The 14,264-nt window shown below is 56.4% G+C and carries 11 protein-coding genes; 10 read left to right on the forward strand and 1 reads right to left on the reverse strand.

The features are described from left to right. Positions 1-23 precede the first annotated feature (23 nt). Positions 24-1,022 carry a sugar ABC transporter substrate-binding protein gene (locus tag AC1RL4_RS00835; RefSeq protein WP_082157790.1) on the reverse strand — a complete coding sequence of 333 codons (999 nt, stop codon included), beginning with the start codon at positions 1,020-1,022 and terminating at the stop codon, positions 24-26. A 750-nt stretch (positions 1,023-1,772) separates the two neighbouring features. Here AC1RL4_RS00835 and AC1RL4_RS00840 point away from each other — a divergent pair. From AC1RL4_RS00840 to AC1RL4_RS00885, 10 genes are all read left to right on the forward strand, one after another. After that, positions 1,773-2,621, forward strand: coding sequence for an SMP-30/gluconolactonase/LRE family protein (locus AC1RL4_RS00840; RefSeq protein ID WP_048392957.1), 849 nt, complete (start codon positions 1,773-1,775; stop codon positions 2,619-2,621). A 121-nt stretch (positions 2,622-2,742) separates the two neighbouring features. After that, entirely contained in the window at positions 2,743-4,380 is a 1,638-nt protein-coding gene (locus AC1RL4_RS00845; RefSeq protein WP_048392960.1) for a GMC family oxidoreductase, read from the forward strand. 44 nt (positions 4,381-4,424) lie between these two features. Further along, entirely contained in the window at positions 4,425-5,894 is a 1,470-nt protein-coding gene (locus tag AC1RL4_RS00850; RefSeq protein ID WP_048392963.1) for an NAD-dependent succinate-semialdehyde dehydrogenase, read from the forward strand. Between the two features lie 36 nt (positions 5,895-5,930). Further along, complete coding sequence (locus AC1RL4_RS00855) at positions 5,931-7,376, forward strand: MmgE/PrpD family protein (protein ID WP_218232079.1); 1,446 nt, start codon at positions 5,931-5,933, stop codon at positions 7,374-7,376. A gap of 55 nt (positions 7,377-7,431) precedes the next feature. Further along, complete coding sequence (locus tag AC1RL4_RS00860; RefSeq protein WP_048392967.1) at positions 7,432-7,722, forward strand: putative quinol monooxygenase; 291 nt, start codon at positions 7,432-7,434, stop codon at positions 7,720-7,722. A gap of 254 nt (positions 7,723-7,976) precedes the next feature. Continuing rightward, positions 7,977-8,804 carry an IclR family transcriptional regulator gene (locus AC1RL4_RS00865; protein WP_053078266.1) on the forward strand — a complete coding sequence of 276 codons (828 nt, stop codon included), beginning with the start codon at positions 7,977-7,979 and terminating at the stop codon, positions 8,802-8,804. A gap of 301 nt (positions 8,805-9,105) precedes the next feature. Beyond that, positions 9,106-10,683, forward strand: a complete 1,578-nt coding sequence (locus AC1RL4_RS00870; protein ID WP_304575831.1) for an aldehyde dehydrogenase — start codon at positions 9,106-9,108, stop codon at positions 10,681-10,683. A gap of 84 nt (positions 10,684-10,767) precedes the next feature. Next, positions 10,768-11,511 (forward strand): SDR family NAD(P)-dependent oxidoreductase, encoded by a 744-nt coding sequence (locus AC1RL4_RS00875; RefSeq protein ID WP_304575832.1) that lies wholly within the window; start codon positions 10,768-10,770, stop codon positions 11,509-11,511. A gap of 142 nt (positions 11,512-11,653) precedes the next feature. Further along, positions 11,654-13,027 (forward strand): MFS transporter, encoded by a 1,374-nt coding sequence (locus AC1RL4_RS00880; RefSeq protein WP_048392973.1) that lies wholly within the window; start codon positions 11,654-11,656, stop codon positions 13,025-13,027. A gap of 130 nt (positions 13,028-13,157) precedes the next feature. Continuing rightward, entirely contained in the window at positions 13,158-14,180 is a 1,023-nt protein-coding gene (locus tag AC1RL4_RS00885) for an SMP-30/gluconolactonase/LRE family protein (protein WP_315865999.1), read from the forward strand. Positions 14,181-14,264 lie beyond the last annotated feature (84 nt).

The raw sequence follows: 14,264 nt of genomic DNA on the forward strand, positions 1-14,264 counted from the left end.
GTTATCGGCTTATATAAAGCGGCTTACCACTTGTCGGGGCAGGCGTTGAGCGTGTCTTTGGTCAGCAATGGCAGGTCGTAGGTCACGTACTTGCCTTTCGGTGTTTCCGGATGGGTCACAGACTCATAAAGAGACTTGAAGAGAAGTTCGCCGAGCAGCTTGGGACGCACACAGACCGATGCATTGATTTCGCCAGCCGCGATCCCGGTAGACCCGACCTTGGAACCGCCCCCTGTTGCGACCAGGGCGATTTCTGAACCTTGGGCAGCCAAGGCGCGTGCGCAACCAATGGCCATGTCCTCGGCCTGACTAAAGATGAGGTCGAGGTCTGGATGGGCAGTCAGCATGTTCTGGCAAACGCGCTCGCCCTGCTCAGGCGTCCAGTCGGTGGGCTGAGACGCAACAATTTCATATTTCGCGCCGGCTTTTTTCAGGCCCGTCTTGAAGCCCTCGGTGAGCTGCTTGACCACGGCGTAGCCAGGTACGCCTTCGACGACTGCGATTTTTGCGACACGGTCTTTAGGCAACAGCGTCGCTGCGTGCTCACCGGCCACTTCGCCAGCGCGGATGTCATCGGTGGTAACCAAGGCAACAAGTTGTTCGTAGGGCTTGTTGATCGCCCGTTCCTGAGGGTCACCTACCATCACGGCAACCGCAGCCACGGGAATGTCGTGGTCTACGATCTTGTCGACGAAAGATTGCGCCACCACCGAATCCAGGGGCAGAAAACCGATAGCGTCGACGCGCTGCGCGATCATGTCGTCGAGCGCATTGCCCTGCTTCTCGACGCTGCCTCGCGGGTCGATGATGACTGCTTTTACGCCGGCAGCTTTGGCTGCGGCTTCGAAGCCCTTAGCGGTCGCTACGTTGTAGGGATAGGCGAGGTTGCCTGGAACATAGCCGAAGGTCAGCTCGGCAGCGTTACTGACGGTGGCAGTCACTGCCAGGACGGCGGGGATCATGTGTTTGAAAAGCGCACGGATAGCGTGGTTTTGGCGCACGCTGAAATTCTTATTCGGCATTTATAGCTCCCTGAAACTTGTCGAAACGTTGTTGTTTTTGTGTTTTGCGTCAGGTCTTTCTTGGTTTTGCCTTGGTAAAGCACGCATTTCCAATCACGAAACTCAGAGGGCGAACCGCCGTGATGCGCACGACACATTCATCCGATCTGCAGGCGCTTTTGCGTGAATACCTGCCCTACCGGTTGGAGGGTGGATTTCTCGCTAGGCACATTCGAGTCAATTTTGCGTTGCTCAAAATCAACATATCCCTGATTGTGGGATTGCGCAACAGATTTTGATTCGATCATTTCCTGGTTCGGGTCTACCGTCTGGCGGGGCACAGCGCCGCGCCGAATCGCTGCACCATCGGAGCGCTCGCTATTTGTAAGAGGCGGTTGGCGTCGGGAGTCCTACAGTCATTCCCAACGATTAAGGTGCCAAGCCTTGGGAACAGGCAACCCAATCATGTTTTACGATCACACCGAAGCACGAGTGATGTGTGGCTTCAGGCGTCTCGCCGGGCCTTTGAGGACAATGATAATGAGCCGTCCACGATGCCGATAACCTACGCAGAACTCACCTGTTTGCCGGATTTACAGGCCAGCTTTGGATGTCTGTAAATTAATTAATCCCATTTATTGACACAATTTTTATTGTTCGATAGGGTTTGTGACAGCAGGTGGTTTTCATTGGGCTTCGCTCGGTGGTCTGCACAGATCGCATTCGCTCTACCGTTTTTCATCTAAAAATAAAAGAAAGGGCAGGCAGAACATGCAAGAGCTAAAGGCGCATCGCTTCGCTGATGATTTCGTCTTCCTTGAGGCTCCTCGGTGGTACGACGGTTGCCTGTGGGTGCCAGACGTCTTTGACTCGATTCTCTACCAAGTCGACGTGAGCGGGCGCCGGCTTGTGCTGAAAGACAATTTGCCACCGCGGCCTAATAGTCTCGGATTCCTGTCTGATGGAACTCCTCTTATCGTGTCATCCGTCGCTCGCCAGATATTGAAGCTGGTGGATGGAGAGTTGCTTGTACACGCTGACCTCTCGAAGTGGGCCACTGGTGATTTGAATGATTTCGCGGTGGCCGACAATGGCTGTCTCTATGTCGGCAATTTTGGCTATGACCTGTTCATGGGCGAAGAGAAGCGCGAAACCTCTCTCCATATCGTCGAGCTGGATGGCACCGTCAGCCACGGTAGCGATGGCGTCGAATTCCCCAATGGCGCGGTAATTCTTAATCATGGGCGAACGCTGGTGGTCGCAGAAACCTGGCGCGGCCGGCTGACGGCATTTGATCGTGCGCTGGATGGATCTTTGTCCAATCGCCGGCTATTTGCCGACATCGCAGGACGAGAGCCGGACGGTATGTGCGCCGATGCAGAAGGCGGTGTTTGGGTTTGCTCGTTCAATACAGGGGAAGTTTTGCGGGTCTTGGAGGGAGGGGAAATCACACATCGTTTGCATTTCCCAGGTAGCGCCGTTGCCTGCGAACTGGGCGGTGAGGACGGCCATACCCTCTTTATTACTACCTATGATGGCACGATCCCTGACCAGCAAGCGCGCAAGCGACTTGGGGCGCTTAACCAAGTGCAAGTCGACATTCCTCGTGCTGGATCCTGAACAACGAAGCCAGATCGGCTGCTGATAACAACGGTTTGCGGTTAGGGCATCCCATGGTTGAGCCCGGGCAGGCATCGCCTGTTCGTTGCTACCAGGTTTGAAAGAGCGAGGAATAGGGTCAATGCAGATTTATGATTACATCGTTGTCGGTGCTGGATCTTCCGGCTGTCCGGTTGCGCGCGGCTTGTCTGACGACCCACAGAACAGCGTCCTGCTAATCGAGGCGGGTCCCGCGGCAGATCGTTTCTGGGTCAACACGCCGGCAGGAATGGGCAAGCTGTATTTTAACAAGCTGTTGAACTGGAACTTTCGCACCGCGCCGATGGACAAGCTCCAAGGGCGCGAAATGTACTGGCCTCGAGGCAAATTGCTCGGTGGATCCAGCTCCATCAACGGCATGGTATTCATTCGCGGGCATCAGAAAGATTTTGACGGCTGGCGTGCCCTGGGCAACCCAGGCTGGGGCTATGAAGATGTTTTGCCCTACTTCAAAAAAATGGAGAATTTCGAGCGGGGCGGCGACCGATACCGGGGAGCGAATGGTCCGCTATGGATCAGCGATCCGATCGTCAAGGAAAAGAGTAGCTACGACTTTATAGAGGCCGCGAACCGTATCGGCATCCCGGTGACCGAGGACATGAACGGCGCTGTGCATGATGGCGTGGGTTTCATGCAGCATAACATCCAGGACGGACAGCGGATGTCGACTTACCGGGCATTTATCGAGCCGGTCATTGAACGACCGAACCTGACGGTTCGAACCGGATGCGAACTGCAGCGCGTTTTATTCGATGGACGCACCGCCGTCGGCGTAGAGGTTTTGAAGGGCGGTCGTTTGGAAAGGATCTATGCGGCGCGTGAGGTGATCTTGTCAGCGGGTTCACTGAAGACTCCGCAGATGCTCATGCTATCGGGTGTTGGCCCACGGGCTGAACTGGAAAAGCACGCGATACCTGTGGTCCTGGATTCCCCGGGGGTGGGGCAGAACCTGCAGGATCACTTCTATATTCACACAGGTTGGCGTTGCACCCCAGACAGTTCGTACAACGCCAACCTCGTAGGCCTGCGAAAGTACTGGGAAGGCTTTCGTTACCTGATGACCCGCAAAGGTTATCTTGCCCTCGGCTCTTCCCAGGTAGCGGCGTTCGTTAAAAGTAGCCCGGACGAGGACTATGCTGATCTCCAAATCAGCTTCAGGCCCATGACCTTTCAATACTTCCCTGACGGCACGGTTGACGTTGAAAAGCATCCTGGCCTCGGGGTGTCGGTCTATCAGTTGCGTCCCAGCACCACGGGAACAGTGACGTTGCGTTCGACCAACCCGTCGGACCCGGCCGATTACACACCCAATTTCCTGAGCAGCGATTACGACGTCAATGCCGTGATCAGTGGTGTGCGCTGGATACGCAAAATCATGAACAGCGAGCCCATCAAGTCCCGGGTGGTCGCCGAAGAACTGCCGGGGCCCCATGTCCGTACGGATGAAGATATTTATAACTACCTGGTCGAAACCGGCAACTCGGCCCACCACCAGGGCGGCACCTGCAAGATGGGTAACGACGCCATGGCGGTGGTGGACGAACGACTGCGTGTCCGTGGTATCGAGCGACTGCGGGTGGTAGATGCTTCGATCATGCCATTCATCACGTCGGGCAACACCAATGCGCCGTCCATCATGATAGGTGTGAAAGCCGCCGACCTGATTCGTGAAGATGCGCTGGCGCGCCGCGCAAGCAGCTCCCTGGCCGAAACTAATTGAGCGAGTCGGTGAACACCGTGTCGCCACTTGCAGAGGAAAATCCCATGTCCACAGAAACTCAAAGTCACGTCGCCGATGCTACGCATCCGCAAGTTGGCTTGTTCATCGATGGTGAATGGATTTTTGATCGTCCATCATGTTTCGAAGTCCGCAATCCAAGCACCGAAGCCGTGCTCACTACGGTACCCGGCGCCAACTCCGAAGATTTGAAGCGCGTATTGGTCGCTGCGGAGCGGGGGTTTAAGGTATGGCGAGCGACGCCACCGGTTGAGCGCAACCTTATTATTGCTCGTGCCATCGCTGGCGTGCGTGAGCGCGCCGAGGAAATCGCACAGATCATTACCCGTGAGAATGGCAAGTTGATCGCAGATGCGCGGGCCGAAGTTGAACGCTCGGCGAGCTTCTTTGATTGGGACATGGCGCAGGCGTTACGTGCTTACGGCACCATTGTTCCGGGCGAAGCGCAGATGCAAAAGCTGATTCTACGCCAACCGATCGGGCCGGTAGCTGCCTTCACCCCTTGGAATGTGCCGCTTAGCGCGCCAGGTCGAAAAATCAGCGGCGCGTTATGTTCGGGTTGCTCGATTATCCTGAAGGCTCCGGAAGAAACGCCTGGGGCGGCTGTCGCCATGGTTCAATGTTTCGAGCAGGCCGGCTTGCCCAAGGGAGTCCTGAATCTGGTGTTTGGTAACCCCGCCGAGGTTTCCCTGGCGCTGATTGACTCTCCAGTGACTCGCATGGTCACGCTGACTGGCTCGGTCGGCGTGGGGAAACACCTCAGCGCCTTGGCGGGAGCCGCTATGAAACCGGTGCTGATGGAGCTTGGTGGTCATGCGCCGGTGATTGTCTGTGCTGGGGTTGATGCGAGCGAAATCGGCAAGATGGCGCTCAAAAGCAAGATCCGTATCAATTCTCAGTGGTGCGCCGCGCCGGGACGTTTCCTGGTTCACGAAAGTCTTTACGAGGAATTTGTCGCTGGGTTCGTTGCAGCGGCGCAGCAGGTGCGTGTCGCTGATGGGCTAGACCTCAAGGCAGATATGGGACCCGTCACCAGCGGGCGACGGCTGGCGGCAATGCAGCATTTCGTCGATGACGCGCTCGAGCGCGGTGGCAAGGCTGCCGTGGGTGGTCATCGCGTCGGTGATCGTGGCTACTTTTTTGCGCCAACGCTGCTGGTCGATACCCCGCTCGATTGCGAAATCATGCGCGAAGAGCCGTTTGGTCCGGTCGCGGTGGCCGTCCCGTTCAAGACCCTTGATGAGGCGATCGAAATCTCCAACAGCCTTTCCGTGGGCTTAGCCGCGTTTGCTTTCACCAATACTCTCGAGGAGGCCGAGCGGCTGAGTCGCGAATTGGACCTGGGAGTTCTGTCGATCAACCATTTCGGTGCGCCGGATCCCGATACGCCGTTCGGGGGTATGAGGGACAGTGGGATTGGTCGAGAAGGGGGGCCGTGGAGTCTTGAGTCCTACATGGTCAGCAAGACAGTGCTGCAAAAGACGGTCCGCGTCTAAGCAAGGGGCCCCAGCTTGTGATCAGCGTACGGGGCCGTGATTTTGGTTGCAGCGACGGGAGACCGTTTCATGTCAGAACAGATATTCAATGCGAAACACGTGGCCATAAGCGCCGACATCGTCCATCACTTCTCTGCATTGGCGGCCGGGCTGCGTTACGAAGACTTGCCTGAGGCCGCACGCGAAGCCGCGAAGAAAAGCATTCTCGATACCTTTGGGGTAATGCTCGCCGCGAGCGGGATGGAGCCTGCGGTATTGGGGGTCATCGAGGTGGTCAAGGAGTCTGCAGGTACCCCCCAGGCGTCGATTCTGGGCTTTGGGGGGCGCGTCCCAGCGACGATGGCGGCCCTGGCCAACGGGGCGCTGGCGCACTGCCTGGACTACGACGATCAAACACCTTGGGGGCAGCACGCGGCGAGCTCGATCATTCCAGCGGTGTTTGCCTTGGCCGAACGTAAGGGGGGCGTGACTGGCAAGGACATGATTGCCGCCGTGGCTGCCGGGCAGGACATCTTTGCGCGACTGCGGTGCAATGTCGGTTGGAAGAAAGACTGGAACCTGTCCACTGTTATGGGGGTGTTTGCTGCCACCGCGGCTGCCGGGCGCGTCATGGGCTTCAATGCGAAGCAGACCGCCAACGCCCTGGGCATCGCCAGTATGCAGTGTTCGGGCATCATGGAGATGGTGTGTGGTACGGGTAGCGACCTGCGCGGCTTATATGCCGGCTTTTCGGCCAAAGGCGCAGTGCTAGCAGCGCTCATGGCGGAAAAAGGCGTGCCTGGTATCGATTGTCTTTTTGAAGGCGGGTACGGGTTTTTCAACACCTATTTCGACGGCCGTTACGATCGAGACAAAATCCTTGAGGATATCGGTGTCGACTACAAGGGTAGCGTCACCTTGTACAAGCGCTGGCCCTCGGTGGGTACCGCGCACAGTCATATGAAAGCAATTATCGACATTGTTTCGGACAACGATCTTGCGCCCGACGATATCGCCGAAATCCGGTTGTTCGTGGGCGACTATCACGCGCTCATGTGCGAGCCGCTGGACGTACGCAAGGCGCCGGCGACGTTGGCGGATGCGAAGTTCAGCCTACCTTTTCTCGTCGCGGTTGCAGCTGTGCGTCGTGGCATGAGTGTGCTGGATTTCACCGAGTCGGGCCTGCGTGATACGAAGGTCCTGGCCACCGCCAACAAAATTTCCTTGGTCGCCGATGCGTCACTGGACTGGAAGCTGGAACTGCCACTAGGGCGTGTCGAAGTGGTAGCAGCGGATGGTCGTCGCTGGGAAAGGTCCGGTACCCATATTCCCGGTAATGCGGACAACCCAATGACCTGGGCCGATCTCTGTTCGAAATTCGCCGAATGCGCAGCGGTGGCGGTGAGTCCGTTGAGCTCTCACAGGATTGCAGAAGTCCAGCGGCTGGTGCAGTTACTGGAAGACGTCGAGGATGTTGCCGAGTTGATGCGCACGTTGCAATGACGGGTTGATACCTGCGCAGCCTATTTTGAAGAACCACAAAAATGAGGTCCGTACGATGGAAAGAGTGCACTGCGTAGCTGTAACGCTGGCCAAGCCTGAACATCTGGATGCGGTAAAGGCGGCGCTTGAAGCGTTGATCGAGCCTGTTCATCAGGAAAAGGGCATGATCCAGTATGAAATGTACTGTGATCGCACTGAGCCGAGACGCTTCGTGTTCATCGAGGAATGGGAAACCTACGAGGATTTCGAGGCTCATGTGCACGCACCGCATGTGAAAGAGTTTCTGCGAAAAACAGAAGGTTTGATCGAAGAAAACTTCTTTCATCCTTTGTCCTTCCACAAATAGGCAACAGGTCAAACGAGCCGTTAAGGGCAAGCCCGATGACGTTCAATCGTCACTTCGGGCTTTTCCTGTGTATCTCGAATTTTATTCATATTATGGGATTAAAGTTTTTGTTGTTTGTCTGTTTCTTGCTCGATCCTACAATTTGAGACTATGATCAAAAGCCAGCGCACTCCGAATTGCGCGCAACGCAATCATGGTTTTCACGGGGGCCTGAGGTATTCCGAGGGACCCTTTAACGTAGGATAGAGTGGGTAATGGACATAGAAGCGCTTCAGGGGGAAAACCCGGCCATTGAAGACGAGAGAGAAGAGCATGCTCGCGACGGCGCGAGCAGTCTTACAAAGATGCTCAGCATCCTCGATCTGTTCAGTTCCAATCAGGCTGTGTTATCGACCACTGCCATCATCGAAGCACTCGAAACCTCTCGGTCTACAGGGTATCGCTACATCAAGGCGCTGCACTCTGCAGGTTTGCTAAGTACCGTTGGAAATGGCAACTACGTATTGGGTTCGCGCATTATCGAGCTGGACTTACAAATCCGTAATACCGATCCGCTGCTGCAGGCCAGTAAGGGTGTGCTGGAGGAATTGGTCGATACGATCGGTCACTCGGCGCTCTTGTGTACGGCGTTCAGGGACTCGGTGCTATGTATTCGGGAGCATCGTGCGCCTCTGAGTCCCGAAAATCGCTTTCGACGTGGGCAGCGCAGGCCACTGTTCCAAGGCGCCGTGTCCAAGGTCATCCTTGCTTATTTCCCTCATCATCGGCTCAAAAGCCTTTATAGCCGTGCGCAACCCGATATACAGCGAGCGGGCCTAGGCGACACATGGGAGGAGTTCCGGAGCACGCTCAGCAAAATCAAAAAAGACGGCTATCTCATCACCAAGGGCGAATTCAATCCCGGTGTCTATGGTGTGGCGGCGCCTATTATCAATGAGAGCAATATCGTCTTGGGCAGTATTGGCGTTGCTTGGGATGAAAAGGAGCGGCGCGATGTCGACGTCAAGCGTGCGGTGGTATCTGTCAAGCGCGCGGCGCGAGAGATCTCCAGTCGCCTTGCCCAGGCAGAAGTAAACATCTAGCCGTTCCAACTCAGAGTGAATGGTCTCTCCGACCAGCCAAGGTCATCCTTCTTACGTGAATCCAGGCGCCTGATTCTGGCCGCCTGGATGGGTCGTTACCACTAAGAGAGTTTTGCTCGTAAGCCACCGTCTATCGGTTTACTTCCCTCCCACTGATCGCTTTTCCCGCCCTCCGGAACACCGAGTCTTCGGTGCGCCATTGCGTGCTTGCACCTGTTTTTAACGTAGTCAGACAGGATCGTTCCTGTCTGATCCTACGATATTGAACTCGACGGCAATAAAGTCAGCTATAGATTTATTGTTGATTTATCCCACTATGCGAGATAGTTTTATTTTGCTGTGCGGCATTTTCGCGCACCTTTGCAAGGGCGCAAACCAGCAGAAAGGAGAATGGCAGTTGAAGACCTACGCACATTGGATTGATGGAGCTTACCAAGAGCCGGCGGGGCGCGAATGGATGGACACCCTGGACCCTTATCTGGGCGAGGCATGGGCAAGAATTCCCCTGGGAGTGGCAGTTGATGCCGACGCGGCGGTGTCTGCGGCCAAACGCGCGATGACGTCCGGGCCCTGGGCAAGCATGAGCGCAACCCAGCGTGGAAAAATCATGCGGCGTATCGGTGACCTGACCTTGGAGAATGCTGATCGTCTGGCCGAACTTGAGGTGCGCGACAACGGCAAGTTGCTGGCGGAAATGCGCGGCGCGATCAGCAACGTGGCGGAGATTTGGTATTACTACGCGGGCCTTGCCGACAAGATCCAAGGCTCCGTGATGCCGATCGAGAAAGAAGGCATCGTTGCGATGACTACCCGGGAACCGGTTGGGGTGGTGCTTGCGTTGACTGCTTGGAATGCGCCCTTGAATTTTTTGGCGCTTAAGTGTGCCCCCGCATTAGCCGCAGGTTGCGCAGTGGTGGTTAAACCCTCGGAGTTTTCTTCGGTCAGTTCGCTGGAGTTCGCAGCGCTGACCAAGGAAGCCGGTCTGCCGGACGGCGTCCTGAATGTGGTCACAGGCTTGGGCCTTGGCATTGGCGCTCCGCTCGTTGAGCACCCCGACGTTGCGATGGTCACCTTTACCGGATCTGACGCAACGGGCGCCAAAGTTTACGAAACCGCGGCTCGCCACATGAAACGAGTCGCTCTGGAGCTGGGCGGCAAATCACCCAATATCGTTTTCGCCGATGCGGACCTGGAGCTAGCTGTGGCCGGAGCTGTCTCCGGTATCTTCGGCGGCGGCGGCCAGATGTGCACGGCCGGCTCCCGGCTATTGGTTCAAAATTCTATCTTGGAGGCTTTTACCGAGCAGTTAATTGCCGGTGCGCGTTCGGTAAAATTGGGCAATCCGATGGACCCGGCCACCCAGATGGGACCCATGTCCACCGCTCCGCAATATCAGAAAGTGCTCAATTACATCGAGATAGCCAAGGCAGAAGGAGCGCGCTGCGTATTCGGCGGTCAGCCTGCCAGTGGGCCGGGCATTCGCGGCGGTCAGTTCGTCGAACCGACGATTTTTACCCACGTATCCAATTCGATGCGCATTGCTCAGGAAGAGGTATTCGGCCCGGTGCTGTCCGTCATCGGCTTTGAGGACGAGGCTGAAGCTGTCTCCATCGCCAATGACATTGCTTATGGGCTGACAGCTGGGGTGTGGACCCGTGACATTGGTCGCGTGTTTCGCATGGCCAAGGCGCTCGAGGTCGGAACGGTCTGGGGCAACACATACCGCACCTACAGCTACACGATGCCCTTCGGCGGCATGAAAAAGTCCGGCATAGGACGGGAGATGGGCATCGAGGCGGTGGATGAGTTCCTCGAAACCAAAAGCCTGATGATTTCCATCGCAGATGCACGCCCGCAAAACAACTTCATTCCGCGTTGAGCCGGCTGATAGCAGCATGAGCGAGTGACGACATCAGCGCTCATGACTGTTTGTCCTTACAGAACAAAAAAGGAAAACAAGAAAATGACCGATAAGGCTTCTCATCAATCCAGCCACGCCCGTCTGGACGGACGGCGAATCGTAATCACTGGCGCTGCATCGGGTATCGGGCGAGCGACAGCGGAGCGCTTTCTAGTGGAAGGGGCCAGCGTCGCGTTGCTTGACAGGAATGGCGAGGCATTGAACTCGGCGTTCAAGGGCAGGGGCCATTGCTTCGCTGTCGATATCAGCGACGAGAAGGCTGTAGCGCAAGTCACTGAGCAAGCGGCGCGGGACATGGGCGGTATCGACGGCGTCGTCAACGCCGCCGGGATCATGGGCAAGGGCTCCATCCTTGAAGTACCTGCCGATGAGTTTCGTCAACAGATCGAGATCAACCTGGTGGGCACCTACATCGTTTCGCGCAACTGTCTGCGATGGATGACGGATGAGCCCTTTGCAACGATCGTGAACATTGCCTCAGCGGCGGGCCTGCTACCCAATGCGCCGGGCCTTACCGCCTATGCGGCATCCAAAGGTGGAGTGATCAACCTGACACGATGCATGGCAGCGGAGTTGGCGCCACGGGTGCGGGTCAACAGCGTCTGCCCAGGCATGGTGGACACGCCGATGGCGGACGGCTACCGGGCCAACGTCAGCAATTACGCACTCAAGCGTTTGGCCGATGCATCGGAGATCGCCGCGGCCATCCTCTTCTTGACCTCTACGGAATCTTCCTACGTCACCGGTACGGCGTTGGCCGTTGACGGTGGTCGTTCCTTTCATTGAGAGGTAGCGACATCAGGGCACGTGGGTGCCGGCTGGCAACGTGCCCGCCAGCTGGATCGATCATCAGTGAGTGAAGTATCCCTGGATGCCGTCTTTCGCGATGGAAGGCGGCCGTCTTACGGTCATCACAAGGACAATAAAAATGGCAGGTACAGACTCCTTTGGCCAGACGGCCGACTCATCTCCGCGTTACGCAAAACCTATTGAAGAACAACATCCGATCCGCCCCTCGGACGCAACCTTGTCGGCTGAAAAGGCTCGTCGAAAATCGCTGATTCGAGGCGTGCTGGGGGTTTCGTTCGAGTATTACGATTTCGTCGTCTATGCGACGTTCGCTCCTTATTTTTCCAGGTTGTTTTTCCCTCAGGACAGCGCGCTTGCCGCGTCGCTCAATGTGCTCGGCATTTTCGCCATCGGCTTTCTCGCGCGGCCGGTTGGAGCGATGCTGGCCGGCAGACTGGCGGACCGTTTCGGACGCAAGCCGATCATGCTGTGCGCCTTGATGCTTGCCACCCTGGGCAGCTTGGTCATCGCCTGCGCCCCGACCTACGGTTCCATCGGGGCCACTGCGGCGTTTGTGCTTGTGGCGGCTCGGCTGATGCAGGGGCTTGCCCATGGGATGGAGAGTATCTCGGCGTTCGTCTATGTGGGCGAAATGGCCGACCCTAAATGGCGAACGCTGCAGAGCTGCGCTTATCCGATCGGACTGATTCTTGGCATCATCCAAGGAACGCTGTTCGGCGCGATCCTCAGCTCGGTCCTCAGTGCAGAAGACATGCAGGGCTGGGGCTGGCGCATTCCCTTCGCGATTGGCGTTCTGTATGGGCTTTTGACGGTATTCCTGCGCCACGGAATGGACGAATCGTCCACCTACGAGGATGCCAAGCACCAGGCGAATCTCGAGGATAACGGCTATTGGCGAAATGTCTGGCGATACAGAAAGACGGTGCTGATCTTGTTCCTGATCTGGCCCGCCAATTATGTCGCTTCATACACCATGCTCGTAACCTTTGGCGATTACGCCATCACCATGCTTGGGGCCAAGCCAAAGGATGCCTATTGGGCGGTCCTCGTCGCGCAGGTCATGTACCTGTTCATGTTGCCCGTCTGGGCTTATATCTCTGACCGTCGCGGGCGGCGCTTCAACTACACAGTTGGATTCGGGGCCATTTTCCTGCTCGTTTACCCGCTACAACATTTTTTACTGGGTCCAAGCTTTCTGCAGATTCTGCTGCCCATGGCGATCGGCTTGTTCTTCTTCGCGGCGGTGGCCTCCACTGAGGTCGCCTTTATGAGTGAACTGGTCCCCAACCGGGTCCGGGCCCAGGTGATCAGCATTCCCTCGTCTGTTTCAGCCGTCATATTCGGCGGAACCGCGCCCTACATGAAGTCATGGCTGACGGCATATGTTTCGCCCAATGCCTTTATTTTCTACTTCATGACGCTGGCACTTATCGCGGTGTTGGCTGTGCGGTTTCTGGTGAAAGAAACCCGCGGGCGGGATTTGGCAAGCTGAACGAAGAGGAAAATTCTTGGGACCGTGGTGTATGTCAAAAGCGCTTACGTCCCTGTGTTTTATTCACTCATATCCAAAGTACGCAGGCCCAGGCACTCCACTCCAAAAATAAGTACAGAGGTGTTGTTCCATGCAGAAATCGACCTTAGTAGCCCTTGCCATAGCGCTGACTTCCAGATTGTCACTGGCAGATAATTCGGACACCTTACCCACGTTGAACTACCCGACCCAGGGCCAACAGTTCTACGCCACAGCCGCAGCAGAAAAGGATCTGCTTACAATCACCGCGCAGCCTTGGTTCAAAGTGACGGACGAGGCATGGCAACTGGAAGGACCCGCCTTCGATCGCCAAGGCAATCTGTTATTTGTGGAAGTATTAGGCGGACAGGTACTGAAGGTCGACACTCAAGGCCAGCTTCAGGTGGTGGTGGCGAAAAACGCGCGTGGTTCTGCGGGCCTCGCCATACACAAGGACGGGCGCTTGTTTGTCGCCGGGCTGGGGAATTACGTCGATACAGGCAATCTTACGGTCTACGATGCCAACGGTAAAAAACCTGAGGTGATTATCGACGCGAATAAGGGTTTCCTGGTCGATGATCTGGTATTCGATGCTCACGGCGGCTTCTACTTTACCGACCTTAAGGGCACCTCCACGGAGCCCACTGGCGGCGTATATTACGTGCCAGCCGATCACAAGAGCATTGTGCCAATCCTGCCTAATATGGCGAACGCCAACGGCATAGCTCTCTCTCCGGATGGGAAGAGATTGTGGGTCACAGAGTTTGGTACGGGGTTGCTGCACCGCGTTGAGCTAAAGGACGCACAGTCAATTGCGCCGTTCGGGGCGGTGGTGGTTTACCGCTTCCATGGGCCGTCGCCTGACTCGATGAGGGTGGATGCAGACGGCAACGTCTATGTCGCGCAATACAGTCAGGGGCGCGTACTGGTACTTAATCCCAACGGTCTACCAATCGGACAGATTCTGCTACCGGGTAGAGAAACGGGGCATTTCCTGTTCTCTACCAGCATGGCTCTCAAGCCAGGCACCCGGGAAGTGTATCTTGTGGCGAACGACGGTGATCGGGGGCAAGGGTCGATGATTTTCCGGGCGCGAGGGTTTGCGCAGGCACTTCCACTGTTTTCCCATCAGTAAAGGGGGGCATGAGCTGGAAGCGGCTTTGTTGAGTGCCCGCTTCCAGTTTGACTAGCGCCCAAGTGAGTGGGTAAACAGCAACTT

The sequence above is a fragment of the Pseudomonas sp. GW822-FHT07A10 genome (assembly GCF_058798795.1).